At 61.0% G+C, this 24,346-nt stretch carries 29 protein-coding genes; 7 read left to right on the plus strand and 22 right to left on the minus strand.

What is annotated here, in order from left to right; translation table 11 throughout:
* Entirely contained in the window at positions 1 to 1,323 is a 1,323-nt protein-coding gene (locus ABIA42_RS17105; protein WP_370123015.1) for an HlyD family type I secretion periplasmic adaptor subunit, read from the plus strand.
* A 175-nt stretch (positions 1,324 to 1,498) separates the two neighbouring features.
* Here ABIA42_RS17105 and ABIA42_RS17110 read toward each other — a convergent pair whose 3' ends face one another.
* From ABIA42_RS17110 to ABIA42_RS17145, 8 genes are all read right to left on the minus strand, one after another.
* Positions 1,499 to 3,541 carry a hydantoinase/oxoprolinase family protein gene (locus ABIA42_RS17110; RefSeq protein WP_370123013.1) on the minus strand — a complete coding sequence of 681 codons (2,043 nt, stop codon included), beginning with the start codon at positions 3,539 to 3,541 and terminating at the stop codon, positions 1,499 to 1,501.
* 14 nt (positions 3,542 to 3,555) lie between these two features.
* The gene (locus ABIA42_RS17115; RefSeq protein WP_370123010.1) at positions 3,556 to 5,214 is read right to left on the minus strand and encodes a hydantoinase B/oxoprolinase family protein; all 1,659 of its coding nucleotides are present in this window, start codon (positions 5,212 to 5,214) and stop codon (positions 3,556 to 3,558) included.
* An 82-nt stretch (positions 5,215 to 5,296) separates the two neighbouring features.
* Positions 5,297 to 6,613 (minus strand): aspartate aminotransferase family protein, encoded by a 1,317-nt coding sequence (locus ABIA42_RS17120; RefSeq protein ID WP_370123007.1) that lies wholly within the window; start codon positions 6,611 to 6,613, stop codon positions 5,297 to 5,299.
* A gap of 21 nt (positions 6,614 to 6,634) precedes the next feature.
* Positions 6,635 to 7,342, minus strand: a complete 708-nt coding sequence (locus ABIA42_RS17125; protein ID WP_271529510.1) for an ABC transporter ATP-binding protein — start codon at positions 7,340 to 7,342, stop codon at positions 6,635 to 6,637.
* Positions 7,329 to 8,066, minus strand: a complete 738-nt coding sequence (locus ABIA42_RS17130; protein ID WP_370123005.1) for an ABC transporter ATP-binding protein — start codon at positions 8,064 to 8,066, stop codon at positions 7,329 to 7,331. Before ABIA42_RS17130 ends, ABIA42_RS17125 begins: the two co-directional genes overlap by 14 nt.
* Positions 8,063 to 9,043 carry a branched-chain amino acid ABC transporter permease gene (locus ABIA42_RS17135; RefSeq protein ID WP_271529512.1) on the minus strand — a complete coding sequence of 327 codons (981 nt, stop codon included), beginning with the start codon at positions 9,041 to 9,043 and terminating at the stop codon, positions 8,063 to 8,065. Before ABIA42_RS17135 ends, ABIA42_RS17130 begins: the two co-directional genes overlap by 4 nt.
* Positions 9,044 to 9,047: 4 nt before the next feature.
* On the minus strand, positions 9,048 to 9,923 hold the full coding sequence (locus ABIA42_RS17140; protein ID WP_370123002.1) for a branched-chain amino acid ABC transporter permease: 876 nt from the start codon (positions 9,921 to 9,923) through the stop codon (positions 9,048 to 9,050).
* Between the two features lie 66 nt (positions 9,924 to 9,989).
* The gene (locus ABIA42_RS17145; protein ID WP_271529514.1) at positions 9,990 to 11,141 is read right to left on the minus strand and encodes an ABC transporter substrate-binding protein; all 1,152 of its coding nucleotides are present in this window, start codon (positions 11,139 to 11,141) and stop codon (positions 9,990 to 9,992) included.
* Positions 11,142 to 11,322: 181 nt separating this feature from the next.
* Between ABIA42_RS17145 and ABIA42_RS17150 the strand changes: the two genes are divergently transcribed.
* The 3 genes from ABIA42_RS17150 to ABIA42_RS17160 all read left to right on the plus strand — a co-directional run bounded on the left by ABIA42_RS17150 (position 11,323) and on the right by ABIA42_RS17160 (position 13,489).
* Positions 11,323 to 12,102 carry an IclR family transcriptional regulator gene (locus ABIA42_RS17150; RefSeq protein WP_370122999.1) on the plus strand — a complete coding sequence of 260 codons (780 nt, stop codon included), beginning with the start codon at positions 11,323 to 11,325 and terminating at the stop codon, positions 12,100 to 12,102.
* 153 nt (positions 12,103 to 12,255) lie between these two features.
* Positions 12,256 to 12,621 carry a hypothetical protein gene (locus ABIA42_RS17155; protein ID WP_370122996.1) on the plus strand — a complete coding sequence of 122 codons (366 nt, stop codon included), beginning with the start codon at positions 12,256 to 12,258 and terminating at the stop codon, positions 12,619 to 12,621.
* Positions 12,622 to 12,985: 364 nt separating this feature from the next.
* On the plus strand, positions 12,986 to 13,489 hold the full coding sequence (locus tag ABIA42_RS17160) for a hypothetical protein (RefSeq protein ID WP_035673363.1): 504 nt from the start codon (positions 12,986 to 12,988) through the stop codon (positions 13,487 to 13,489).
* Between the two features lie 11 nt (positions 13,490 to 13,500).
* Here the strand turns inward: ABIA42_RS17160 and ABIA42_RS17165 are convergent, their stop codons facing one another.
* Together ABIA42_RS17165 and ABIA42_RS17170 are read right to left on the minus strand one after the other, a co-directional pair.
* On the minus strand, positions 13,501 to 13,953 hold the full coding sequence (locus ABIA42_RS17165; RefSeq protein ID WP_304500790.1) for a hypothetical protein: 453 nt from the start codon (positions 13,951 to 13,953) through the stop codon (positions 13,501 to 13,503).
* Between the two features lie 143 nt (positions 13,954 to 14,096).
* Positions 14,097 to 14,372, minus strand: a complete 276-nt coding sequence (locus ABIA42_RS17170) for a hypothetical protein (RefSeq protein ID WP_208089458.1) — start codon at positions 14,370 to 14,372, stop codon at positions 14,097 to 14,099.
* A gap of 151 nt (positions 14,373 to 14,523) precedes the next feature.
* Here ABIA42_RS17170 and ABIA42_RS17175 point away from each other — a divergent pair, with 151 nt between their 5' ends.
* The 3 genes from ABIA42_RS17175 (at position 14,524) to ABIA42_RS17185 (ending at position 17,192) form a co-directional block, all read left to right on the plus strand.
* Positions 14,524 to 15,594: a ComEC/Rec2 family competence protein gene (locus ABIA42_RS17175; protein WP_208087327.1), complete on the plus strand. Its 1,071-nt coding sequence runs from the start codon at positions 14,524 to 14,526 to the stop codon at positions 15,592 to 15,594.
* The gene (locus ABIA42_RS17180; protein WP_028152675.1) at positions 15,578 to 16,270 is read left to right on the plus strand and encodes a hypothetical protein; all 693 of its coding nucleotides are present in this window, start codon (positions 15,578 to 15,580) and stop codon (positions 16,268 to 16,270) included. The genes ABIA42_RS17175 and ABIA42_RS17180 overlap by 17 nt, the downstream gene beginning before the upstream one ends.
* 592 nt (positions 16,271 to 16,862) lie before the next feature.
* A complete protein-coding gene (locus ABIA42_RS17185) occupies positions 16,863 to 17,192 on the plus strand; it encodes a hypothetical protein (RefSeq protein WP_370122991.1) in 330 nt (109 codons plus the stop codon).
* Here the strand turns inward: ABIA42_RS17185 and ABIA42_RS17190 are convergent, their stop codons facing one another.
* The 12 genes from ABIA42_RS17190 to ABIA42_RS17245 form a co-directional block, all read right to left on the minus strand.
* Positions 17,193 to 17,390, minus strand: coding sequence for a hypothetical protein (locus ABIA42_RS17190; RefSeq protein WP_028152677.1), 198 nt, complete (start codon positions 17,388 to 17,390; stop codon positions 17,193 to 17,195).
* An 11-nt stretch (positions 17,391 to 17,401) separates the two neighbouring features.
* Positions 17,402 to 18,697 (minus strand): hypothetical protein, encoded by a 1,296-nt coding sequence (locus tag ABIA42_RS17195; protein ID WP_208087329.1) that lies wholly within the window; start codon positions 18,695 to 18,697, stop codon positions 17,402 to 17,404.
* 15 nt (positions 18,698 to 18,712) lie between these two features.
* Positions 18,713 to 18,853: a hypothetical protein gene (locus tag ABIA42_RS17200; RefSeq protein ID WP_208087330.1), complete on the minus strand. Its 141-nt coding sequence runs from the start codon at positions 18,851 to 18,853 to the stop codon at positions 18,713 to 18,715.
* Positions 18,853 to 19,104, minus strand: coding sequence for a hypothetical protein (locus ABIA42_RS17205; RefSeq protein WP_028152680.1), 252 nt, complete (start codon positions 19,102 to 19,104; stop codon positions 18,853 to 18,855). The genes ABIA42_RS17200 and ABIA42_RS17205 overlap by 1 nt, the downstream gene beginning before the upstream one ends.
* 62 nt (positions 19,105 to 19,166) lie before the next feature.
* Positions 19,167 to 19,385, minus strand: coding sequence for a hypothetical protein (locus ABIA42_RS17210; protein ID WP_028152681.1), 219 nt, complete (start codon positions 19,383 to 19,385; stop codon positions 19,167 to 19,169).
* Entirely contained in the window at positions 19,382 to 20,674 is a 1,293-nt protein-coding gene (locus tag ABIA42_RS17215; RefSeq protein ID WP_208087331.1) for a hypothetical protein, read from the minus strand. Before ABIA42_RS17215 ends, ABIA42_RS17210 begins: the two co-directional genes overlap by 4 nt.
* Positions 20,671 to 21,006 carry a hypothetical protein gene (locus tag ABIA42_RS17220; RefSeq protein WP_166353197.1) on the minus strand — a complete coding sequence of 112 codons (336 nt, stop codon included), beginning with the start codon at positions 21,004 to 21,006 and terminating at the stop codon, positions 20,671 to 20,673. The genes ABIA42_RS17215 and ABIA42_RS17220 overlap by 4 nt, the downstream gene beginning before the upstream one ends.
* 198 nt (positions 21,007 to 21,204) lie before the next feature.
* Positions 21,205 to 21,711 carry a hypothetical protein gene (locus ABIA42_RS17225; protein WP_212479433.1) on the minus strand — a complete coding sequence of 169 codons (507 nt, stop codon included), beginning with the start codon at positions 21,709 to 21,711 and terminating at the stop codon, positions 21,205 to 21,207.
* Positions 21,708 to 22,616, minus strand: coding sequence for an N-acetylmuramoyl-L-alanine amidase (locus ABIA42_RS17230; RefSeq protein ID WP_166342169.1), 909 nt, complete (start codon positions 22,614 to 22,616; stop codon positions 21,708 to 21,710). The genes ABIA42_RS17225 and ABIA42_RS17230 overlap by 4 nt, the downstream gene beginning before the upstream one ends.
* A gap of 69 nt (positions 22,617 to 22,685) precedes the next feature.
* Entirely contained in the window at positions 22,686 to 23,756 is a 1,071-nt protein-coding gene (locus tag ABIA42_RS17235; protein WP_224517311.1) for a phage late control D family protein, read from the minus strand.
* Complete coding sequence (locus ABIA42_RS17240; protein WP_224517389.1) at positions 23,753 to 23,947, minus strand: tail protein X; 195 nt, start codon at positions 23,945 to 23,947, stop codon at positions 23,753 to 23,755. Before ABIA42_RS17240 ends, ABIA42_RS17235 begins: the two co-directional genes overlap by 4 nt.
* 11 nt (positions 23,948 to 23,958) lie before the next feature.
* Entirely contained in the window at positions 23,959 to 24,345 is a 387-nt protein-coding gene (locus ABIA42_RS17245; RefSeq protein ID WP_166342171.1) for a phage tail protein, read from the minus strand.
* Between the last annotated feature and the right edge of the window lies 1 nt (position 24,346).

Raw genomic sequence — 24,346 nt, forward strand, 5'->3', positions numbered from 1 at the left:
ATGACCGCACCCCGCACGCCCGAAGCTCGCCGCAATGATCCGTTTCGCGATATCCGGCGCGCCACCGGACTCGGAATCGGCACGCTGGCGATCGTGGTGTCCACCGCCGGCGTTTGGGCGATGACCGCGCCGCTCGCCAGCGCCGTGATCGCGCCGGCACAGGTGGTGGTCGACAGCAACGTCCGCCGGGTTCAGCACCCGACCGGCGGCGTGGTCGCCGACATCTACGTCAACGACGGCGATCAGGTTCGCGCCGGCGACGTGCTGGTCCGCCTCGACGAGACGCTGTCGCGCGCCAACCTTGCGCTGATCGAAAACCAGCTCAACCAGCTAGGGGTACGTCGTGCCCGGCTGCAGTCCGAGCAGAACGGCCGCGACGCGGTGGTGCTGCCCGGCGAGATCGCCGCACGCCGCGCCGTCGCCGCGATCGCGGAGATGATCGAGGGCGAGACCACGCTGTTCGCCCGGCGGCGCGAGGCGATCAGCGGCCAGCAATCGCAGCTGCGCGAACGCAAGGCGCAGATCGCGGACGAAATCCGCGGCCTGGAGGCGCAGATCGCGTCGAAGCGCGAACAGATCCGCTGGATCGAAACCGAGCTGGAGGGCGTCCGCCAGCTGTACGAAAAGCGTCTGGTGCCCTATGCGCGCCTCACTGCGCTCGAGCGCGAGGCCTCCCGCCTGACCGGCGAGGAAGGCCAGCTGATCGCCGAGATCGCGCGCGCCAAGGGCCGGATCACCGAAACCGAACTTCAAATCATCCAGCTGGTTCAGGACCAGCGCCGCGAGGTCGCGACCGAACTGCGCGACGTCGAGACCAAGCTTGCCGATCTCGGCGAACGCCGCGTTGCCGCGTTGGACCAGCTCGATCGCGTGGTATTGCGCGCGCCGCAAGACGGTCTGATCCACCAGAAATCGGTCTTCACCGTCGGAGGCGTGATCACCGCGGGCGAACAGCTGATGCTCATCGTGCCGAAGGATTCGCTTGTGGTCGAGGCCCGGGTCGATCCGCAAATGATCGACCGGCTCAAGGTCGGGCAATCCGCCAAGCTCCGCTTCAGCGCGTTCGACGCCGCCGTGACCCCCGAGCTCGACGGCACGTTGACGCGGATCGCCGCCGACCTGACCAAAGACCCGCAATCCGGCGCGGCTTACTACGTCGCCCGCATCAGCCTCGACGCGAGCGAACTCGCCAAGCTCGACGGCAAGGCTTTGGTGCCCGGCATGCCGGTTGAAGCCTTCATCCAGAACGGCGTGCGGACGGCGCTCGCCTACCTGCGCAAGCCGCTGGAAGATCAGCTCGCCCGCGCGCTGCGGCAGAAATAGTCCAAGTCCCTATCGCTGTCCAGCATGCGGCCGCATTGCCGCCAGCACGATATCCCGACTTTCGAAGGCGTCGCCCTAAGGCGAAGATCGCGGTCGCGCTCGGAACGTCAGCAGTTCAGGCCAGACCAAGCTGACGGAGTGGCGCACCCAAACGCTGAGCGGCCTCATCATTCAGTCACCTGAGCCTAATGTCGAGCCATCCCAGATCATTGACCTCGATTTGATCGCCGTCACCAACCAGGACGGTCGTCGTCTCAGCTTCCACAATTGCTGGACCTTCGATCTTGTTACCAGGACGAAGTTGATCCGCGGCGAATACTTCAACTTCTCGCCATTCGCCGAAGAATGCTTTTCGACGTCCCTTTGGCTTGCAGGGCGCTACGGTCTTCTGCCCACGCGCGACCTGTCCGACGCTCGGGACAGCGCCTATGGCAGCGACCCGCGCATTGACGAACACCGCTTCCTGATCCGGCGACGAGTAGGTGTACAGTTCTTCGTGGCGACGATGGAATCGCTCCTCTATCCGATCGACGATGTTCTCCGAATTCCAATCGAGATCGTTTAGCGGGACATCAATCTGGAAGATCTGCTCGCCGTAGCGCATCTCGGCGGAACGTTCGACAGCCACATCGCCACCAAACCACGACTTCAGACGGCCCGTAGCTTCTCTTTCGAGGTCAGCGAAGATGGTCCTGACCTCCTGGGCCGTAATCCGTTGGCCGGAGCTGTAGTGTGTACTGCTCACCTCGTACCTCAGGTCGCTGGTCAACATGCCCCAGGCGGACAGGACCGAAGCCGCCGTCGGCACGATGACGCGCTTGATTTCGAGTTCGCGCGCGACTTCGGCCGCATGCAGGCCGGCAGCGCCGCCAAAGCTGAGCAGCGCGAAGCGACGTGGGTCGACGCCGCGTCGCAGGGTCATCAGACGGATGCCGTCCGCCATGCGCAGATTGACCATTCGATAGATTCCAGCCGCGGCATCGTCCCGGGATAGCTCGAGCGCTTTCGCGAGCCGATCGACTGCCGCTTCTGCGGCCGCGCGATCGAGCGGCCGCTTTCCACCCATGAACGCAGACGCGTCCAGATATCCGAGAACAACATTGGCATCTGTAACCGTCGGCTCGACACCGCCGTTGCCGTAGCACGCAGGCCCCGGCACGGACCCTGCGCTTTCTGGCCCGACGCGGAGCGTACCACCCGCGTCCAGAGTGGCAATCGAGCCTCCACCGGCGGCGATGCTCGCAATGTCGAGGCTCCTGAGCGCGATGCGTTGACCGGCAAGCCCACCCTCGGCCGACAGCGACGCGCGTCCATCCGCAATCAGCGAGATGTCGGTGCTGGTCCCCCCCATGTCGAACGGCACAAGATCGGGAATTCCGAGCAGTTCCGCACAGCGTCGGGCTCCCGAGATGCCGCCCGCTGGGCCGGAAAGTACGGTGCCAGCAGCGAGCCGCGCGGCTTCCTCGAGTGGGGCCATCCCGCCATGCGAAAGAATGATGAAAAGGCTGCTGGCCAACCCTGCGTCTTTCAGCCGGGCTTCCAGATTGGTCAGATAGCGCCGCACCACCGGAGCGACGTAGGCGTTCACGATCGTCGTTGAAACGCGTTCATACTCCTTGATCTGCGGCAACACATCGCTCGATCGAGAGACGTCGAGTTCCGGAAGTTCGCGCTTCAGTCGTTCGACGGTCGCAATTTCGTGCGTTGGATTGCGGTAGGCATGCAGGAAGCACACAGCCACGGAGCTTGCTCCGGCGGCGCGGATCGCCGAGATCGCCTCACCGAGAGAGTCTTGATCGAGTGGGATCAGCACTTCGCCGTTCGGCCTAACGCGCTCGCGTACACCGAAGCGCAGCTGGCGCGGTACCAGGGGAGACGGCGGTGCGATGCGGAGATTGTAGCGATCTTCCTTCAGACCCTCGCGCATCTCGATGACGTCACGATGGCCTTCCGTCGTGAGAAGCGCGACCTTTGCTCCCTTCCGCTCGAGCAATGCGTTCGTCGCGACCGTTGTCCCGTGCACCAGGCGGTCCGTTGTAGCGAGCATGTCCGCTCGCGGCATCTTCAGCCGGCTTGCGAGTTCCTCAAGTCCATTCATTACGCCTAAAGACTGGTCTGCCGGCGTTGTCGGCGATTTTGCGAACACGGTGTTGCCGTCGCGATCGATCGCGACGAGGTCGGTGTACGTACCGCCAACATCGATTCCGATGGTAAACATCTTCAGGCTATCCGTTAAATCGTTGTGAGTTTTGTCGTAAGGCCCTGCATCAAGTCGGCTTCGCGCGCCTGAACGGACCGTTGACCAGGGGGGCCCCATCCTCCGCCCCCCGAGGAGCGAACCTCGAAGCAGTCGCCGGGAAGGACTTCGATGCCGACCTCCTTCGTGCGCAGCACGCGCGGCGCGCGGCCTTGCGACACGAGAGTGTACTGATGTGGAAGCCCATCGCTGCCGCCGAGCATCCCGCATCCTCCATGCTTCGTGCCCTCCCCTGCCGTGTTCGCTCGCGCAGGCTTCGCCGTTTCCACGACGAGATCCAACGATACGCCCAGGCCGCCACGAAACTTGCCGTCACCGCCGGAGTCCGGACGAAATTCGTGATGTCGGAAATAGAGCGGAAACCGGGCTTCGTCGACTTCGATGCTGCCGAACTTGATGCCTCCGACCGTATGCCACTCACCAATCGATGACCAACCATCGCCGGCCGACGACGCTCCTCCTCCGGGCCTGGCCTGAAACAAATGCCAGATAAAATTGCGCCCTGTCCGCGGATTCTCACCTTGGATGGCGATGCGGAATCTGCGGCTCCACCCGGCCATCGCACGATCGGGGCACGACTGGGAAAGTGCCTTGACGATAGCTTCCACGATTTCATTCGAAGGATGACTGGTGCACATCGTGACCGGACGGCCGGGATCTGCCCATACGATCGTGCCCTGTTTGGCAACGACCTTCAGCGGCCGAAGTGCGCCGGCATTCTTGGGAATGTCCGCGTCGATGAGATAGGCAAAAGCCATGACGACCGCAGCCTGCATATTGGCGTGCGACGAATTGACAAAGCTCGTCGACTGAGGATCCGATTCCGAAAGATCGATCTCGATATCGGATCCCTTCTTGGTCACCTTCGCCGCGATTCTGATATCGCTTCGGCCATGACCATCGTCGTCGAGATACGCTTCTCCATAGAACGTACCGTCCTGCCATGTCGACAGGACTGCCCGCGTCTGTTGTTCGGCAGCATCGAGAATTGCTTCGACGGCCGCTTCGACGACCCGTCCACCAAATTCGTCGAGCAGCCGCCTAACCCGGCGTTCGCCGAGGTGCGCCGCACCAATCATCGCAGCAAGGTCGCCGCGGAAATCGCGAGGATTCCGCACGTTAAGTGCCAGCATGTCGAGCAGGTCGTCGCGAAGTTTGCCCGCTTCATAAAGACGGATCGGCGGTACCCGCAATCCTTCCTGCCAAATGTCGGTCGCACTCGGATTGTAGCCGCCGTGAGTGGCCCCGCCGATATCGCTTTGGTGTGCGCGCACGATGGTCCAGTACAGCCTCCGCTTCCCATCGAAGACTGGCACGAACGCGGTCAGATCGGGCAAGTGACTGCCACCGTGATAGGGGTCGTTGAGCAGCAGAACGTCGCCGGGCTTGATGTCCTTGAAGCGCTCCTCGATAGCAAGCGTGGCCCAGGACAGCGCGCCGACATGAACCGGAATATGGTCCGCCTGCGCAATCAACCGCGCATCTACGTCGCAGATCCCCAACGAGAAGTCACGGCTGGAATTCAGGATCTGCGAGTAAGATGTACGCAGCATCGCCTCACCCATCTCGTTCACGATCGAACTTAGGCGGTGCTGGACAACGGAACGGGTGATAGGGTCAATCCTGGTGGTCATCGCAAGCCTGCTGGTAGGAATGAGGATCTCAATCCGGCGTCAAGTGAGCCGGTCGGAACAGTTCGCGGTACAGGGAGCTTGATCAGCCGAACGCGGCGACCTCCTCCAAGGACTCCGCAGCCGCCTTCACAATCGTATCGACGTCAGCATCGGTCATCGGCAACGACAGCGCCATCAGGCCATAGCTCGCAACGAAAATCCCGCGATTGAGCAGCCCGGCGTTGAACACGGCCTGCCGCTTCGTTTCCGTCTCGTTCAAGTAGGCTGATCGATAATCACGGACGTTGCGATCAGTAAAATGAATCTTGAGAAGCGAGCCCAATCCGACTGCGGTCCCGGCAACGCCGGTCTTGCGGAAAGCCGCATTGATACCGTCGCGAACCGCGGTGCCGATCCTATCGAGCCGTGAATAGGCTGCTGGATCGAGCAGCTTCATCGCGGCAAGACCGGCGCGCATGGTGACGGGATTGGCCGAGAAAGTGCCACCGTGCGGGAGCGCCGGCTTGCCGGAAGATGGATCGAACACCGACATGAACTTCTTGCCGCCGGCGATTGCGCCGACCGGGAAGCCACCACCGATGATCTTGCCGAGCGTAGTCAGGTCCGGATCGATACCCCAGAGCCCTTGTGCCCCCTCGTAGCCGAGACGGAATGTGATGACTTCGTCGAACACAAGCAGCGCGCCGACTTCGCGCGTGACCTGACGGAGCGCTTCCAAATAGGCTCTATCCGCCGGAACCAGACCTGCCCGGTTCGGCATCGGATCAACGAGTACACAAGCGAGTTCGGGACCATGCTCGCGGATCAAGCTCACAGCCGCTTCGACGTCGTTGAACGGAATGGTCACGACGTCGGCGAGCACCTTGTCGGGCGTGCCTTTGGCATAAGCTACCGATACGGGGGCGTTGCCTCCCCAAGCCGCGGGTGTCGGGTCGAGGCTGACTTCAGCGTAGTCATAGGAGCCGTGATAAGCCCCCTCGCACTTGGCGATCTTCGGACGACCCGTGTAGGCGCGGGCAGCCTTTAGCGCCATCATCACCGCCTCCGTGCCCGAATTGCAGAAACGGACATGATCTACCGAGGGAAGCCTTGCCGCAAGCAATTCAGCGAGCTCGACTTCGGACTCCGTCGGCATGCCGAAGGCCGAGCCCAGCGCGAGTTGCTTGGTCGCCGCCTCGATCAATGCGGGATGAGCGTGGCCATGGATCAGAGACGTGAAGTTGTTGATGCAGTCGATATATTCATTGCCATCGACGTCCCAGACTCGGCAGCCGGCACCCGAAGCTGCATAGATCGGAAACGGCTTCATGTAGACTGTGGTGCGCGTATTGCCACCCGGCAGGCTCTTCAGCGCTCGCTGATAGAGATCTCGCGACTGAGAATGATTGGCGGGATACATCTTGCCTCCTTGATTCCGGGTTCAACGGCCCAGATAAGCTTCGCGCACGCGCGCATTGTGCTTGAGTTCGTCTGCTGGTCCTTCGAGCACAATGCGCCCTGTCTCCAGCACATAGGCGCGATCGGCGACCGAGAGCGCGAGCACCGTGTTCTGCTCCACGACCAGGATGGTCAGACCGGTCTCGCCAATGCACCTGACTTGTTCGTAAACCTCCTCGGCGAGCCGCGGCGCCAAGCCGAGCGATGGCTCGTCGAGCAGCAACAACTTGGGGCGAGCCATCAGAGCGCGTCCGATCGCGAGCATTTGCTGCTCTCCACCCGACAATGACCATCCCAGCTGTCGTCGGCGCTCCTTAAGGCGCGGAAACAATCCAAAGACGCGATCGAGATCTGCCGCGATCGACTGCCTCCAGCGACGCCAGCTGACGGTCGCGAGGGTCAGGTTCTCCTCGACCGACAATCCGGGAAATATCCTTCGGCCTTCGGGCGCCTGCGCAATTCCAGCGGAGACGCGTTGATCGGTGGGCCATCCGGCGATCGAGCGTTCCTCGAATCTAATGTCTCCCGACGCGACCCGGTTGAGGCCGGAGATCGCATGTAGCAAGGTCGTCTTGCCGGCGCCGTTGGCACCGATAAGTGCGACCGTTTCGCCAGCTTCGACCTGCAGGGTCACTCCCTGCAGCGCCACGATATCGCCATGCGCGACCACGAGATCGTTACACGACAGCATGAGCATATCCTTCGCCCAGATAAGCAGATAGCACGGCCGGATCTGCTTGAATCTCCGCTGGAGTTCCCTCGGCGATCTTGCAACCAAAATTGAGAACGAAGATGCGCTCGGCGAGCCGCATGACCATCCCCATATTGTGTTCGATCAACACCACGGCGAGTCCGTGCGCCGCCCGCAACTCTGCCAGGCGATCGATGAGTTGGTCGACCTCGCCGGAGTTGAGGCCGGCCGCCGGCTCGTCCAGTAGGAGGACGTGCGGCCGGCAGGCCAACGCACGTGAGAGCTCCACCATTCGGCGCCGACCGTACGAGAGCGACCCAATGGCTTCGTGCGCCTCGTCTGCCAACCCCATTTGCTCGATGATCTCCATCGAAACGTCGCGCAGGCCAGACTCGCTTAGGCCGCCACGTATCGCCGCACCCGTCATCACGTTTTCCAGTACGCTAAGACGCGCGAACACCCGCCCGTGCTGAAACGTACGGCCAAGGCCGGCACGAATACGTTTGTTAGTGGCCATACGCGTGATCGCCTGACCATCGAGAAACACCTGCCCTTCATCTGGCATCGCCAGGCCAGTCAGAACGTTCAGCAGAGTGGATTTGCCGGCGCCGTTAGGGCCGATGACCGCGACGAACTGCCCCTTTTTTACGGTCAGATCCACGTCCGCCAACGCAGCCAGGCCCCCATAGCGCTTGTGAATGCTCCGTGCTTCCAAGGCATTCATGGCGTCGCCTCCGGAGCACGAGCAGACGCGAAGACCGGACGTCTTGCTGACCGGCGGCTCAGGCGTTGGCCGAGGCCAACGAGACCCGTGGGCAGAAACACCAGAATGCCAAGCACCAGCAGGCCGAAGAAGAAGAGGTAAGCGGTACCGAGAAAGCGCAGCCATTCCGGCAGAAACGTCAGCAGCACCGCTCCGAGGATAGCACCGACGATCGTGCCTTCCCCGCCGACGATCAACATGGCGAGGTATGTGATCGAATGCGCGTAGGTGAAATCCTCGGGCGCGACGAAGCGCACGTGCAGGGCAAACAGGCATCCGGCAACGGCGGCGCAGACGGCGGAAAGCACGAATGCTGCAATCTTGATCCGCGTCGTATCGATTCCGGTCATCTCGGACGCGATTTCATCATCGCGCACAGCCATCATCTCGCGGCCGAGACGGGACTTGTGCAATGCGGCCGCCGCTGCGGCGATCAGCGCCAGGACTACAAGTGCAAGCCACAGGAATTGATGCTCCCCGGAGAAGCTGAGCGAGCCAAGCGCCAAGCCCGGGATTCTCGCGATCCCGTTGGTCCCCCCTGTCATCGCAATCCAATTAGACGTCACGATATAGAACGACACGTTGAGGCCGAGCGTGGCCAGTGCCAGGTAGTGCCCGCGCAAGCGAAGCAATGGGTACCCAATCAGACCGGCAGAGACGGCTGTCGCCGCGACCGCTACTGGCGCAGCGAGCCACGGTGACCATCCGCAAGTGGTGGTCAGGATGGCCAGACCATAGCCGCCCATGCCCACAAAGGCCGCATGGCCCAGCGAGATCAAACCGGCGTAGCCAAAGGCAAAGTTGAGCCCGATCACCGCTACTGCGGAGATCAGCGACAGGTTCAACAGGCGAAGGTGATACTCCGGCAAAACGATACCGGATAACCCGCCAAGCACAATGATCGCTGTGGCGATCTGCAGGGGAATACGCATCGCCATGCTGTCAGCCTCGATCCTGAATCTTCTCGCCGAACACGCCTTGCGGACGCACCAGCAAGAAAGCGATCATGATGCCGAACGAGATCAGGTCCTTGTACGCGGACGAGACGTAGGATGCGCCGAGGACCTCAGTCAGACCAACGAACAGGCCGCCCACAATGGCCCCCGGCAGACTGCCAAAGCCGCCGATGATGGTGGCGGCGAAGGCTTTCAATGCGATCGGGTCGCCCATATTGACGTCCGCGAACCACATTGGTCCGAGCATCAGTCCCGCCACCCCTGCAAGTACTGCCGCGAGGATCCACGATAACGCCAGCAGGCGGTTGACTTTGAGGCCCATCAACTTGGCCGCCTGCACATCCTGCGCGACGGCTCGCATCCCCACGCCCGCCGAAGTGCGGTTGAAGAGAAGCCATAATCCGGCAACCATCACGGCGGTCACAGCGACCACGCCAAGTGCGTGCGTAGAAATGATCGCGCCGCCAAGCGAGACCGCGCTGTCTTCGACGGGAGACGGCAGGCGGAACGGCCACGATCCAAAAGAGAGCAACGCAGCGTTCTGCATCGTGATGCTGATCGCGACGGTCCCGATGATGATCGTCACAATCGACCCACGTCGTAGAGGCAGATAGACCGCGACAAAGAACAAGGCCCCGAACAGTGCCATGATGACGAGCGCCGCACCATACGCAACTGGCCAGGGAAGCTGAGCGCGAATAAGCGTCGCAACGCCGGCGAACGTTCCGAACATTACGAATTGGCCAGCCGCGAAATTGACCACTCCGGTAGCAGAGTAGACGATCACGAAGCCGATCGCGGCGAGCGCATAGACGCTGCCGATCGCCAGTCCGTTGACTAGAAGCTGGACGAAGTCCGCCATGACGTTCCTACACGATCCCGGTCTGCGGTCGGCTCGCCGAATCGCAGACCACTTCCTTGCGAAGGACTAGTTGAGGGTGACAGGCTGCACGAGCTCTAAGGTCTTGGTGCCCGGCTTCGCCTTCACGACAGCGAGATCGCGTACGCCATTGCCTTTGCTGTCGTACGAATAGACGTGTCCAATGCCCTGCCAGCCCTTGACCGAGGACAGCCATTCGCGCAGCGCTTTCGGATCGGTCCCGACCTTGCGCATGCCGTCGGCCATCAGCATCGCGCCGTCGTAATAAGCAAGCCCGTAGGGATCTGGATCAACTCCGAACTTCGCCTTGAAGCGCTCCACGTAGTCCTTCATCCGGCCACCGACACCAACATCCATGAAAGCATCGACCACCCCCCAGACACCCTCGAGATCTGCGGGGGAAAGAAGCTGTGTCGCCGCGGGTACCAGCGCAGCAGAGGACGTAACGAGCGGCATCTTGAAGCCGAGCTGCTTGGCCTGGCGGAGCACCAGCGCGCCATCTTGCGGATAGTTGAAAATCAGAATGGCATCCGCGCCCTTGTTGCGCAGACCAAGGAGCTGCGCCGAGAAGTCCTTGTCGTTCTGACCATAGGCTTCCATGCCGGCGACCGAGATGCCTGCAGCTTCGAAGCGCTTGGCGGCAGTCTGCGCACCGCCTTGGCCGAAGTCGTTCTGGATATAGAGAATCCCGGGTTTCTTCGCCTTGATGACGTCGACCGCAGCCTTCACCATTCCTTCGGCCGAAACGCTGTCAGCGGGACGGATACGGAACATCCATTCATTTCCGTTTTCAGCCACAACATCGGCACCGCCCGCATACATCGCAGGCACTTGCACTTTGCCAAGCTCGGGCGCGGTCGCAAGATTCTGCGTGGAGTAGCTCGACAGAAAGAAGAACGCGGGCTTGGTCTCCTGGGCCAGCTTTACGAATGCGTTGACCGCGGTGCCGTTGGAGGCCTGCGTGTCCTCAAACACAATCTTGATCTGGCGACCGTTGATGCCCCCTGCCTTGTTGATGTCCTCTTCGGCCATCGAAAGAGAGTTCTGGTATTGCTTTCCCGTCAGCGAGAGCGGCCCCGTCATCGGCACGGTCGCGCCGATCAAAATGGGCCCACCCTGCTGAGCTTGAGCCGCACCGACCAACGGCAGCATTCCTGCTCCCATCATCAAACTGAGAAAGGCCTTCCGCGTGATCTTCATGTCGTCTCCTGGAATGAAATAACCTTGTCCATCACGCCCAATGGAGCTTCACGAGGCTTGACAGACGTTCCGTTTTCCGGAACATAATCCCGAATAACGAAACGGTAGACGGCATCCTCGTCAGGTGTCAAGCCGTTCATTTTTGCTTGCGCCGCACAAAAATTGATCGGATCACATGCGCATGGATGACAATTCGCCCGGCCCGCTGGCTCGGTACATCGACGTGCTCGAATTGATTGCGGCCTTCCCTGGCGGGATCACGCTCGCCGACGTCTCATCGATCCTCGAACTCCCCAAAACGACCGCGCATCGATTGCTGAAGGGGCTGGTTCGATCGGGACTAGCGGTCGAACGAGAAGCCGGACGTACCTATTCAGTCGGCGATAGGCTGACGCGCCTGCTGCATGCGAGCGCCGACGACGGCTGGTACGCATCGCTTGCCGGTCCCCATATTCATGCCTTGACGGAGGCGTCCACCGAGACCTGCTATCTCGCACGCCTGGTCGGGGCACGCGTACTGGTAGCCGTTTCATACTCGCCCGATGTGAGGTGGCGCGGATATGTTCAGCCGGGAATCGAGATGCCCGTGAATGCAGCTGCGACGGGCAAGGCCATCATGGCATTTCAGAGCAAAGAACTGATCGCTGAAGCTCTCTCAAATGAGCTTCCTAAGCCGACCGTCAATTCACACACCAGCCGAAAGTGGATTGAACAGGAGTTCGCAAAGGTCAGAAGATTGGGTTACGCCACCTGTGTCGGGGAGATCGACGAAGGGCTTGCGGCGCTTGCGGTCCCCGTTGTGCTTTCAGATGGCTCAGTTCTGCAGTCGGTAGGCATGACCGGGCCGCTTGAGCGTATCATGAACAAGCAGATGGAGGATCGACTTGCCGCTCTGCGGGACACTGCAGCGGCTCTCTCGAAGGCGCTATCCCGAGGAATGGTTGTCAATGGTCGGCGTTGAGAACGAGTTTGACGAACTGGTACGCTCAGCCGACCTGGATATGCAGTCCGCCTCCCGCAGTATGCTCCACGACTGCATCGACGCCGTACACATCTGCTGGCATCGACGCCGTGATCACCTCTTGCGGACGACCGCTCGCAAACAGATTGACCCTTGCTGTCGATCGTCTCGAAAGAACGGTCGAGTGCGCTTGTCACGCCGGGGCCGAGCTGCGGATCGGCAGCACGGTCGGCGCGGCACAACCTGGCACGCTGCGCTGGTGCTGGAACGGCTACAGGCAAAGTTGACGACCTTGCGCGTCAGCACCGCGAACGGCTTCTCGCCATGCTCGGCGTGCGCAAGGCCCGCGCCGAGGTTGCTGCTTACGCCGACTGCACCGAGAGCCAGATGATGGCTATGTTCGGCTGGACCGACCCGAAAATGCCGGCGCCACTGCATCGCTCAGGCGAATCGAGAGAAGCTCGACCTCAGCGGCATGAAAAAGGTCGTCGCATTCGGTCAGAGCCGGTCACTCGATGACCTTTTGCGGGGACCCGAAGCGAACAGCGTGCGAACGCCGCGCGGAAACAGAGCGGTAACATTCCCGGGCAACACCAAAAAAGCTAAATGATTTCAACGCCAATCGCGGGTCTATGGTGCGCTCGGAGGGAACCATTTGGCGACGTTACCCGTTGATTTTATTAGGTAATTTTTCCTGAGAGAAGCGGTCTGTATCCCAAATTGATCCCAATTTGTATCACAAAGCGCACCCCTAATTTTGGGTCGCCAGACGCCTCTTCCACCCTTCAAGCCACGCGGCGACGCTCGCCGGGATGCGGACATTCGAGTAACCCTTAGCGCGCACAACGCAAAGTAATTTGAGCAGAATACCTAGGAGGCATCCATGGCGAAAATAACTGTATCAGGGCTGCCGCAAGGCCCTGTCGAAGTCAGCAGTATGAAAGAGGCCTTCGACATCATGCAGTCGGAGGAGTTTTATCGAGCCATCGGCGAGTTCATTTTCAGGTTCTCGCAGCTTGAATATCTCATTAAGTCGGCACTCGCCTCCTACCTGAAACTGAGAGATGACCAATTCGATGCGATCGTCGGCCCCTACGATTTCGCGATGCTCTGCACGGTAGCGGAAAAGACCATCAAGTTAGATTTCGACCCCGAACATCACCCTGCGTTGAAGTCATTTTTCAACAAATGCAGGAAGCTCAATCAAGAGGTCCGCGTCGTCGTTGCTCATGGAAGCTGGAGCGTGGAGGGAGCTCGGTACGCAAGCAGGCACTCACTTGAGGCCAAAATGCATTTTGAAAAACCAGAAAAGCTAGCTCGCGCGGCGGCAGAAGCAAAGGGTCTGATGGACGAGTTTGGGCAGCTAGGCGCTATAGCCAACAGCTAGTTTTGCACTCATCACTGCACGCTGAGCACGTCTACAAGGGGCTTACATTGAGCTTCCAACTTTACTCGACGACAAATGCCTTCGAGCATTGTTACTAGAGTGCTCTTCGGCGCTTTTTCAACGAACTTCGCAGTTTCTTGGTCCACGGCCTTCTGAATCTCGGCGAAGTTGACCGGCAGCCGAGGGCAGAAATGCTGCATATGTTTGTCATATAGCTTCGATGTGTATTGGGTAGTCATATCGATGCAATGGGTGTTGCTGTCGCCCCAGGTCTGGTCCGCATTACAAATCAAGCGACGGCTAGTGATGTGGCTGTTGTCACCCTGCCAATCTACGTTTTGAGCTTTTACGCTCGGGCACTCACAGATCGTGGCACCTACAGAGAACGATTGTCCCGCATACTCGCAGGATTTCTGTTGTGCGCTTGCCACGCAAGTGGACGCAGCAAGAGCGGTCATCAGCAATAAGCACTTCCTCATGATTCGCCCCTTTCAGTAGAGGTCTCTTTTATCCGATTCAATGAACGGTGCGCAGCCGATCTGCCGCTACAGATAAGTCAGCAGGCCATGAGTCGTAATCGGATTACGTCGGCTCGCGAACTCCGGGGTCACCCGGCCCTCCTGGCTTTCTTGACCTGCGGTTCTCGTGGCATGTGAAAGACGAGCGCCACACGTCGCGATCCGCAGCTCGGGCATTTGAGTCTAGTCGGAAGGTCCGAAATGGGAAAGGCCGCGCCGCGCGTCCAAATCAGCGTTCTGAGATCGAGATCGTACTGATAGATGCACGACCGGATCGAGCGCATGCCGTCGTTATTGCCGAACGCGCACCGCGCGGTGATGCGCCAGCCGAGCTGCCAAGCCTCGCCGATTGTTTCCACAGCCATGAGAACAAATCGAGAACAATCGGGGAAAGGGTCAAGGCTGTGAACAGCGGGTGTAATTTCCATCCGGAAATCGCCGGGGTTGCAAACCGGAAACGGAACTCCATATAAAGGGGGCCAGGAGGCCATTAATCACTAAATATGGGGCGACTTGGTGGCGGATTTTTACGAGATAGATTTTATCCCGGTTCATACTTCAAAAAGCGGCGACTGCATCACGATCCGGTACTCCATCGGCGGCATGCCGCCGGTCCTGCACGTCGTAGATGGTGGATATACCAGCACCGCAGCGGAACTAGCTGCGCACATCGATAAGTGGCACGTCCCGTACATCGACCACATGGTCGTGACGCACCCGGATCAAGATCACGCCGAAGGTCTGGCACCGATCCTGGAATACTATCCGGTCGGTACGCTCTGGATGCTGAGACCGTGGATTTACGCGGATCAGCTCATTCAGCACTTCCCGCGCATGCAGTCGGTGGCCACGCTGCAGCAGCGTCTCCGCGACGACTATCCGTACATCGCCGAGCTAGAGAAGATCGCGCAGAAGCGCGGTATCAACATCCAAGAGCCGTTCCAGGGACGGAAGATTGGCGCCTTCACTGTGCTGACTCCCTCGCCTGCGCGATACGGCCGGTTGATCCTGCGGTCCGATCGCACGCCTCAACTCGCGCCCGGACTGGGAGGCGCTCTCGCTGGCTTGGTGCAGCCGATAAAAGCCATGGCCCGGATGGTCCGCGATGGTTGGGGCTCCGAACGGTTCTCAAGCGAAGACACGAGCGTCGAAAATGAAATGAGTGTTGTGCAGTGGGCCAACATTGCGGGCGACAACATTGTTCTTACCGGTGATGCGGGGCGCGAGGGAATGACCGAAGCGGCGGACCATGCTCCCTACGAAGGCTTGTTCTTGCCCGGCGTGCAGCAGTTTCAAGTCCCGCACCACGGCGGACGGCGCAATCTATCGACTGAGATATGTGATCGTTGGCTCGGTCAGCGCCTGCGTGCGATGGTCCCAGAGGGCAGCGAGACCTTTTACGCTCTCATCAGCTCTGCCAAGGAAGATACCGACCATCCCCGTAACGCGGTGATCCGCGCGATGCGTCACCGTGGCGCTTTCATAGCAACGACCGAGGACAGCGCATTTCGCGCGCACAAGAACTCGCCGAACCCTTGGCCTGGCAAACTGACAAACGTGGCATATCCCGGTGAGCAAGAAGAGTAGAGGCATTACCAAACTGAGCTTTTACGAACAGGTCGGGATCATCATTCCCGGCAGTGCGATGTTGTTCGGCTTGTTCTTCTTCATCCCCGATCTGCGCGGTGCGCTGACGAAAGACGGCGTGAGCGTTGGCCAACTTGGCATCTTTGTCTTGCTCTCGTATGCCGCCGGTCACCTCGTTGCTGCGGTCGGCAATGCAGTCGAATGGCTTATGTGGAAGGCGTTCGGCGGAATGCCCAGCGACTGGATCGTGCGAGAGGATCAGACTCTTCTTGCTCCGGAACAGCTCAACCAGCTCAGAGAAAAGTTGCAGGTGTTGATGGGGATCTGCGTCGAAAAGGTCACCGGCATGGATGTGAAGACGTGGAAGCCGATCTCACGGCAAATCTACGCCAAGGTGATGAAGGACGGGCAGACGAGCCGGATCGATACGTTCAATGGGAACTACGGGCTTAACCGAGGTCTCGCGAGCGCCATGCTGGTCCTCACCGTCTTCGCTCTTACGCAGTCCCTCTGGTGGGCCGCCTTCGGTCTGATAGTTGTGGGAAGCGTCTTTCTGTACCGCGCGCACCGCTTCGGCGTGTATTACGGCCGCGAACTCTACCTGCAATTTCTAATTATGAGCGATCAGCCAAAGCCGCCGCCGAAGATATCAAGGAAAAAGGAAGAGACGGCCTGAATCAACTCGGATTCGTTTTGGACCGCTCCCCGAGTGCCGCTAGGCTCGCAGAGGGGGAAACATGGCAAACTCACCACTTGGCGTAATCAAAATCCCGGTAGATGGATCATGGGATATTGAGAACCTGCGCGATCTATCCGAAAGCCTTTCCGAGACGTACGGGCTTTTTTACCCACTCGTGGCGGCCGAAGAGGATACCGGCTCATGGTGCGCAAGCACGATGATCGCGTGCGCTTGTACAGACGCCGCACCGCACACGGGCAGACCAGATCATTTGTGGTCAACGGCCATAAATACATGAGACCCGCGCGGGTCTCCCCGGCGGGTCTCTCAAAGCCGTGTCGCCCACGGCCCCCTTATCGTTCTCAAGGCATTTTTGCGGATCGCGGTCGTCGGAACGAGTGCGACACTTTTGCATTGCCGGGCGGGTACGAAGGCCGCCGTCAGAACGAGATCGGGTCTCGGATTTAACAGGCTCGATTAAGGTGACATGAGAAGGGGTTTACTTCTTCATGACTGTGCTCCAAGTCAGTTGCGGAAGTCGTCCGCCTCAACGGCGATGGCTTACAGTAGCGATTAGGAGGCCCGTGACATGCCCATTCGAGTAGCCCTCATTGCCGCCGCCCTGCTCGCCGCGACTGCCTCTGCGCACGCGGCGAAGCGATTGGAAGTCGGCCAGTCTGGCGTCCTTCACACGACCGCCCTGGCCTGCCCGACGCTCGATGGCATGCGCGCCGTGTTGCAGACTGCGAAGGCTGACTTTGAAGCTGGGGTTGCGAAGGGTGCGGCCGAAGGATGCAAGTCGTTCGGCACGGAGGTCTTCGTGGTCGAAGTGCCGAACGCGGTGCTTGCCTGCGTTCGGCCGAAGGGAGAGAAGTCCTGCGTGTGGACCGCGCAGGATCGCGTTCACGCGCTCGACTGATCAGACCGGGATTTCGTCGGTGTAGCTGAACACCATACGCATCGGCTCGTCATAGGTGACGGTCCCGCCGTTGTCGTCGAAGATCACGTCGAAGCTTTCGTCCGCGTGCGTCTCGCCGATCTTGCCAGTGCGCCCGTCTTCGCGGGTCACAGCACGTCCCTCGTTCGTCGCCGTGTTCGTAATCATCGGAATCATCATGGTCGTTCTCCTTACCGGCTGGCGATTTCCGCCCACCACTTGCGCAAAATGATCGTCGCTTGCCCGGCACCATTGAAGTTGCCGCCGAAAGCGAGGTTCGTGAACGGCGTCCCGGTGAACGCCGGAATGACCATGCCGTCCGGCTCATAGACGATGCCGGTGAAGCCCCTGCCGGGATCGTTACCCAGGTTCGAAGCAGCGAGCATGTCATAGACCGGGCCGTAGCCGCCGGTGGACGGAAACCATTCGAGATCGGCGAGCACAGACGCGAAGCCGGTTGCGCCGGGCGCAAGATCGACTTCGCCGCCACCGCGCACGACGACGCCCTGCTTGACGCCGGTGCGGTCGAGCGCGGCGTAGCAGCCGAACGCACCGGCGGCGGTAGCAGTCGCGACGATCTTGATTTCCTGACCGAAGGTGTTGCCGTTCGCGTCGGCCTGCGTCGGCTGGACCGAATACACGACGGTCACGCCGCCGGTGCATGCCTTCGTGATGATGCCGGTCGGCACGTTGCCGCTGTTGCCGTTGCCGGTCGCAGCGACCGAGCCGGGGAAGCCAGCTTGCGAGAACATCGAGCGCGCGCCATAGCCGGACTTTGACTGATTGACAGCGCCCAGGCGATGGCCGGGGATCGGGCGAAGATGCGGCAGGATGATCGTGCCGCAGCCGAGACCGATGATCTGGCCTGCGGCGGTGTCGTCGTGCGTGCCATCATAGGTGTTTTTGAGCGCGATGGTGCCGTTGCTCGCGGTGTTGTTCGAGAACGGCGTCTGGTCGAGCACCAAGACATCAGGCGGGCCGCGACCATCGTCGTCGCCGTACTGAATGAAATCGACCATGAGACGATTGTAGTCGTTCATGTTCGCGATGTGCGTCGAGTTGAAATTGTTCGCGCCGCGCTCCCACCAAAGCACAGCGGTCGAGCCCGCGTCGTTGACCTGCTTGATGTACTTCTTCATCAAGTCGAGGTTGCCCTGGACGACGTTACCGACCGGGGTCTGTTGCGCGATGGCGTTGATGATGCCGGTGAAGCAGATGAAGCGCGCGCCCGAGGCAATGGCCGCATCGACCTGCGCCTGCCATTGAGACGGGAAGGTTCCCGAGACGGCGACATTGCCGAGACAGATCAGCGGACGCCCCTGCGAACGGCAGTAAGCCTCCATCCAATTCGCCCAGCCGTTCGCCGCCTTGTTGTACTTGAGCGGATCAAGATACTTCATCGCGTTGCGGCTATCGCCGACGTAGAAGATCGTGTTCAGAAAACGCTTGCGAAGGCTAAGCGCGAAAGCTGCGTTGCGGGTCTGCATGTGCGGGCCGTTCTCTTAGGCTTTGTCGATCAGGAAGGCCCCGTCGCTATCGACGAGAATGAACCCGTCGCTATCGACGACGAAGACATAGCCCGGCGGCGGCGCGAGTACCGTTCCCGTGGAGCGGACGATTCCGAGTCCGAGACCGAGACGCATTAGATCGCGCCTTCCAATCCGGTCGCGGTCGCGGCGGTGACGTGCGTCGCCCAAAGGGTCCGCGTTTCACCGGCGACGAAGTTGAGCGTCCGGCTCGCGCCGGTGCGCTTCATGGTGACGGTAACGGTGCCATCGGTGTTCGCGCGGATCGCGCGGATGGGCTGCGCCAGAGCGGTCGCGCTCGGGACAATCGGCACCCAATCGAGGGCGGGACCATCGAAGGGAACGGCGTAAGGGTTCTCGCGGGACACGGGCTTTTCCTGTGAAAGTCAGAGACAGGAGAGCCCGCTTTGCACCGCAGCGCGAGATCGGTTCAGTAGCCCTTATTCCAGTCTTCGTCGGGCTCCACCGAGTCGATGAAGTGATCGTAAAGCCAGACCGGCCAAGGCACCGTCGATGCCCAGCCGCCCTTCAGGATCGACTTGCCCAGGCGGCTCGAAATCGTCTCGTCATGCCAGCCGCCGAGCAGCGCGTTGCCAAGCTGATCGATGGCGATCAGCACGTTCCAGAAGTACGCGCCGACCTGCTTCATGCCGCCATGTCCTTCGGCATCGAGCTTGCCGGGCGCTTCGGCACGGCCGGGGTTTCGAGCTTGATCTCGCACCGCTCGCGCACGCCCCAGGTCTCATGGATCAGGAAGAACCATTGCTGCGGCAGTTCGAGCGAGGCGCGCAGGCCGTTGCCGTACTCGCTGTAGCCGGGGAACGCGCCGTTCGAGAACACCGGGCCGGGATTGGCCGAGTGGTGATAATGGCCGTGCATGATGATGTCCGGCCGACGCTGCGCCCTGGCTTGCTGCGCCTCGACCTTCTTCGTGCCGCGCACGATGGGGAGAAGCGGACCGGCGAAGCCCTGCCCGCCGCCGGTGCCCATCTTGTCTCCGTGCGTCAGGAAGGCCGTGTAGCCCAGCACGGGGATGATGGCGTCGTTGGACACGCCGATCTGGAAAGTCACGCGAGCGTCGCCCTTAAAGGCGTCTGCGACCATGTGAGCAATGAGGGTGTCATAGCTCAGCTTCGAGTACAGCTTCGCGGTCGGCTTGAACGTGGTGCGGGCGTGGTTGCCCGGCACCGACGAAACGTGGATGCGCTTGTAGACCTTGAGCAGTAACTTGATGCCCGCGATGATCAGCGCCACCACCATGCGAACCTGCTCATGCGAGGTCAGGCCGTTGGTGATCCGCAGTTCTTCGTGGATGTCGCCCGAGATCAGGTCGCCGCCCAGGTTGAGCAGAAGGCCCTCGACCTTGCAGTCAGCCGACCAACGCGGGCCGATCTCGCACACCGCGTCGAAGAAGCGCCGGATGCGCGTCGCCGCGATCTGCGGATTGAAAGCGTTGAGCCCGAGGATTTCGTCGGGATCGACGACCTCGCCCATGTGAAGATCGGTGAAGAGCATCGAGAGGACGGCGCGGTTGCGCTTGCCCAGGCCGTGCTTCAACAGCCATTCCGGCGGCGCGACCTGAAGGTTGCGGATGCCGCCGATCTCTTCAAGCATCTGCTCGACGGCGGCCAGTTCCTTCTCGACGCCCTGCGCGCGCCGACGCCAGTACGCGCTATCGTGAAGCTCGCGCCGCGACGGCGGCTGCTTGTCTTCCGGCACCGCGTACAGCGACCAATCCGGCAGATGGTTCTTCTCGCCCCGGTTGGCGAGAGCGTCCTGCGCCCGCACCCAATCCGTCAGCGTGTTCTTGTTCAGCTTCAGGCGGCGCGTCGCTTCGAGAACGGCCGAGCCCTTGCCGCGATGCTCGGACCGATACGGCACGAACCCATCGCGCAGACAGGTCTCGATGGTTTCCTTACGCTGTTTGTCCGTGGTCACTTTGCTTTGCCTTGGGTCAAGAGAAACTGATCGAAGCGCTCGCCGATGCGATCCAACGCGCCGACCAACCGCTCTTCGATCCGGTCGAGCAGTTGGACGGTCGCGTACTCGGTTGCGACTTTCTCGCGGAAGTGCGCGAGGTCGCGTTCGGTCGCGGCGGCGAGCCGCTGCGCTTCGGCGGCTGCCGCCTTCGCCTCATTGGCAATGGCCTGCCCCGCCTTCGCAGACGCCTCGTTCTTCGCGTGCGCCACCGCATTGCGGATCAGCAGAGCGATGATTGCGCCGGCGCCGCTGCCGAGCAGGCCGATGAGCCATTCAGGGATCGTGATCATTTGACTTGGGCCGATGCTTTGAGGCGCACGTTGCGCACGTTGGAACGAGAGATGCGGAGCCGCTTGTTCGCTTCCTTGCGCGCTGCTTCTTCGAGCTTCCATGCCACTCGCGCGTCCATGCCGGGGGCAGTCTTCGGCGCGGGCACTTCGTCGAGAACGAGCGTGGATTCGTGCGGGACGCTGAAGTCCGGCGACGGCCTAACGCTTTCGGTGGTCTTGCACGCCGTCAGCGAAATCGTCAGGAGTGAGCAGGCAAGCAGCGTTCGGGCGATCCTTGAGGCGCTTTTCATAGTCATCGATTTGGTCCTGAGCTTCTTGGGCGCGCTGCGCCGCTTCGTCACGTTGCTTCACGGCGGTCTCGGCGGCGTCGAACACCATGTCGAGGCTCTTGCGCTGCCCAGCGATCACACCGTCGCGGACCGAGATTGCTTCACGCAACACCTTGGCTTCGGCTCTGCCATCCGCGAAGCGGTAGCCGACAAGAAACGCCTGCGCCGAAAGGAAGACGTAGACGAGAGCCGCCGCCGCGCTGGCGTAAGGCGCAATGAAACTGATCTTGCTGATGATCGGGAAGTGGCCGACGATCATGCAGACGAAGACGAGAGCCGCGAGCGTAAGGATCACCACGTCGGAGGCCGCAATCTGCCAAAGCAGATCGCCGAGCCCGAGTTTGTCGTTCAAGCTCACAAAGAACTGCCTGATCATTTCTTCTCCATCCAAATCCAGAGGGCGAGGCCGATCAGGATGAAGGTGCCCAGGGCGACGATGACCTTCCAATCCTGAAGCACGCCCAGGAAGGACGTGACCGACAGGCCGCCGAACAGGCCGGACACCGCCGTGATCTTGCTCTTGATGAACGCCTTCAGCTTGCCGGGCGCGGTCGCACTCTCGTCACGGACATCGCTGTGCGGTTCGAGATCGACCTGCTCTTCACCGGCTTCGTCGGAGTCGTGGCGCTCGCCGTCTTCCGGGGTCGAGAGAAGGCCGACCGGATGGTACGGCAGCGCCGAAGCCTTCAACTGATCGAGCGGATAGAGCGGGTTCGTGTCGATCTTCCGACCGGGCGAGATCATCCAATGCGTGATGATGTCCTCGATCTTGAAGGTCTCCGCGAGCGCGGCGCACAGATCGGTGACGGCCGCGATCTGCTCGGGGCTGTAGTGCAGCCAGTAGCCCGCACCGTGCGCCGTGGTCTTCGCGTACTCGACCTTCAGCGACGGGTCCTTGTTCGTGTCGATGGTGCAGATTTCGTTCTTGTAGACGCCCTCCGACACCTTCTGAAGCTTGCCGGGGTTGTCGATCTCGATGCCGACCGCGTAGCTGTTCATGAACTTCAGCCCCTTCCATTGGGACTGCCCGGCGTGCCACGCCACGACGTTGAACGGCACAAGCTGGGTGATCTTGCCCTGACGGCTCACGACGACATGCGCCGAGACCTTCGCCGCCGGATTGGTCAGCCACGAAATGTCGCCGTCGTCCTTGAGGCCCGACGCCGTGTCGTGGATTACGATGAAACGCGGCTTCAGAGCGCCGCCGTGGTTCGGGCTCTTGACGAACGGCATCGCCGCTCCGTTCCGATAGCCCATTCCGTTCTTGATGCTGATCGACATCACGTTCTCCAATTTGTTGAGAACATGATTGCCGAGCGGAACGAATTGCGCAGGGCCGTTCGAGTCGCCCTACTCCCCGCCCCCACCGCCCCAAAAGTCGTCGCTTCCTTCGCCGGAAGTCTCGCATGAGATGCGCGTCGAGAGACCTTGATCGTTCAGGCGATGCGTGGCGGACTTGATCGTGTAGCTGCCGTCGCAGTCGGGATCGAAGCCGATGGCCGTCAGACCGGCACCGGCGAACATCTCAGTGCGCCCCAGGAAGTTGGCCGCGAAGACCTTCTTTCCGCGAGCGAGCGCGCCCTTCGTGGCCTTGGCCTGCGCCTGCGCTTCTTCCTTGGTCTTGAAGAGCTTGCGGCTGCGGAAGATCGGCGAGCCGCCGCCTTCCTTTACCCACTCGCGCTCGCCCTTCTTGATGTTGTGCCACGCCGCCTCGACCGACTTGTAGTCGCCGCGCGTCGAGCCGGTGCAATCCCAATCGGTGACGCCGATCTCGGTCAGCACGAAGGTAGGGGCTGCGCCGCCGCTGGGAAGGCTGCCAGAGCCCGCTTTGTTGAAGATGACCTTTTCATCGGCGAGCTTGAAATTTGCGCCCACGCGGCCCGCCAAGCGCGTCAGGAAGTTCAAATCGGACTCACTCGACTGATCGATGTGGTCGATCTTGATCCCGCCGACCTCGCCGTTGACGATGGCCGACAGGCCGTTGCGCCCGGCGATGTACTGCACAATGTCATCGACGCTCTTCTCATGATACGAGCGCGACTTCGGCGACTTGATTTCCGTGGTCAGACCTGCGGCCTTCGCCGTCACAGTCATGATCTTGGGCCGCCCCTTCTTCGTCCACGAGTCGATGAGGAAGGTCCCCATGTAGTTGACGCCGGTCTCGACGAAGCCGAGCGAGACCTGAAGCTTCGAGCCCTTGCCCGGCGCAGGGATGTACTCACGATTGTCGATCTCAAGCTCGCAGCTATCGGACTTCTTGCCCTCATTGTCCTGAACGGTCAGCGAGAGCAGCGGGCCGCCACCCAGGACGCCGCCGGGAATGACGTGGCCGCCGCCTTCCAAGGGCAGGCCGAAGGGTGCCGGGATCAGGTTGGCCGTGATGTCCCGGCCGTCGAGCAGGATGCGAGCAGCGGGCGTCATGACCAAATCCTCGCGGCCGTGTTGGTCTTCTTCACAGTGAAGGCCGGAATGTTGATGGACATCCCCTGGGGCAGCTTCGTCCCCGCCGCAGCGAGGCCGGGGTTGGCGCGCAGGATCGCCTCCGTCGCGCCGTGCGTGACGCCGAAGCGGTTGTAGGCGATCAGGTCAACCGTATCGCCTTCGATGGTCAAATACTGCTCCATCAGACATAAGCCTTCAGATCAATCGTGAACTCGATCTTACGGGGCGCGCCGTCAGACATCAGGGTCTCTTGCCCCTCCCTGATCTTCTCGATCACGTAGTTGCCAAGATATCGTCCGAACCCGGTAACGAGCGGGAGCGGCTGCCCGAGACCGGCCTGCGCGCGCATCTGATCGACCTGCCGCAAACCGCCGCGATAGTGCGGATAGATCACGCCATCGAGCGTGATCGTGTCTTCGCCGGGGCCGACGTATTGCGGTGCCGGGGCCATGCCGATCCGCTCCGTGGACGGCCAGCGCCAGGCGGAAGTCCGGTCGAACTTCTGATAGGCGCCGGTGTTGATCGAGAAGCGGTACGCGCCGAGCGCGAGAAGGACGGTGCTCTGCATG

This window comes from Bradyrhizobium sp. USDA 327, assembly GCF_041262065.1.
In the GTDB taxonomy this organism is placed as follows: Bacteria; Pseudomonadota; Alphaproteobacteria; order Rhizobiales; family Xanthobacteraceae; genus Bradyrhizobium; species Bradyrhizobium liaoningense.

Excerpts from the sequence above, each read along its gene's own strand:
- ABIA42_RS17245 (WP_166342171.1), bottom strand. The coding sequence starts at position 24,345 with ATGCAGAGCACCGTCCTTCTCGCGCTCGGCGCGTACCGCTTCTCGATC.
- ABIA42_RS17160 (WP_035673363.1), top strand. The coding sequence starts at position 12,986 with ATGGCGAAAATAACTGTATCAGGGCTGCCGCAAGGCCCTGTCGAAGTC.
- ABIA42_RS17120 (WP_370123007.1), bottom strand. The coding sequence starts at position 6,613 with ATGTATCCCGCCAATCATTCTCAGTCGCGAGATCTCTATCAGCGAGCG.
- ABIA42_RS17230 (WP_166342169.1), bottom strand. The coding sequence starts at position 22,616 with ATGTCGATCAGCATCAAGAACGGAATGGGCTATCGGAACGGAGCGGCG.
- ABIA42_RS17210 (WP_028152681.1), bottom strand. The coding sequence starts at position 19,385 with ATGAAGCAGGTCGGCGCGTACTTCTGGAACGTGCTGATCGCCATCGAT.
- ABIA42_RS17115 (WP_370123010.1), bottom strand. The coding sequence starts at position 5,214 with ATGACCACCAGGATTGACCCTATCACCCGTTCCGTTGTCCAGCACCGC.
- ABIA42_RS17200 (WP_208087330.1), bottom strand. The coding sequence starts at position 18,853 with ATGCGTCTCGGTCTCGGACTCGGAATCGTCCGCTCCACGGGAACGGTA.
- ABIA42_RS17105 (WP_370123015.1), top strand. The coding sequence starts at position 1 with ATGACCGCACCCCGCACGCCCGAAGCTCGCCGCAATGATCCGTTTCGC.
- ABIA42_RS17135 (WP_271529512.1), bottom strand. The coding sequence starts at position 9,043 with ATGGCGATGCGTATTCCCCTGCAGATCGCCACAGCGATCATTGTGCTT.
- ABIA42_RS17185 (WP_370122991.1), top strand. The coding sequence starts at position 16,863 with ATGCCCATTCGAGTAGCCCTCATTGCCGCCGCCCTGCTCGCCGCGACT.
- ABIA42_RS17190 (WP_028152677.1), bottom strand. The coding sequence starts at position 17,390 with ATGATGATTCCGATGATTACGAACACGGCGACGAACGAGGGACGTGCT.
- ABIA42_RS17125 (WP_271529510.1), bottom strand. The coding sequence starts at position 7,342 with ATGCTGTCGTGTAACGATCTCGTGGTCGCGCATGGCGATATCGTGGCG.
- ABIA42_RS17225 (WP_212479433.1), bottom strand. The coding sequence starts at position 21,711 with ATGATCAGGCAGTTCTTTGTGAGCTTGAACGACAAACTCGGGCTCGGC.
- ABIA42_RS17140 (WP_370123002.1), bottom strand. The coding sequence starts at position 9,923 with ATGGCGGACTTCGTCCAGCTTCTAGTCAACGGACTGGCGATCGGCAGC.
- ABIA42_RS17170 (WP_208089458.1), bottom strand. The coding sequence starts at position 14,372 with ATGGCTGTGGAAACAATCGGCGAGGCTTGGCAGCTCGGCTGGCGCATC.
- ABIA42_RS17145 (WP_271529514.1), bottom strand. The coding sequence starts at position 11,141 with ATGAAGATCACGCGGAAGGCCTTTCTCAGTTTGATGATGGGAGCAGGA.
- ABIA42_RS17220 (WP_166353197.1), bottom strand. The coding sequence starts at position 21,006 with ATGATCACGATCCCTGAATGGCTCATCGGCCTGCTCGGCAGCGGCGCC.
- ABIA42_RS17150 (WP_370122999.1), top strand. The coding sequence starts at position 11,323 with ATGGATGACAATTCGCCCGGCCCGCTGGCTCGGTACATCGACGTGCTC.
- ABIA42_RS17110 (WP_370123013.1), bottom strand. The coding sequence starts at position 3,541 with ATGTTTACCATCGGAATCGATGTTGGCGGTACGTACACCGACCTCGTC.
- ABIA42_RS17195 (WP_208087329.1), bottom strand. The coding sequence starts at position 18,697 with ATGCAGACCCGCAACGCAGCTTTCGCGCTTAGCCTTCGCAAGCGTTTT.
- ABIA42_RS17235 (WP_224517311.1), bottom strand. The coding sequence starts at position 23,756 with ATGACGCCCGCTGCTCGCATCCTGCTCGACGGCCGGGACATCACGGCC.
- ABIA42_RS17130 (WP_370123005.1), bottom strand. The coding sequence starts at position 8,066 with ATGAATGCCTTGGAAGCACGGAGCATTCACAAGCGCTATGGGGGCCTG.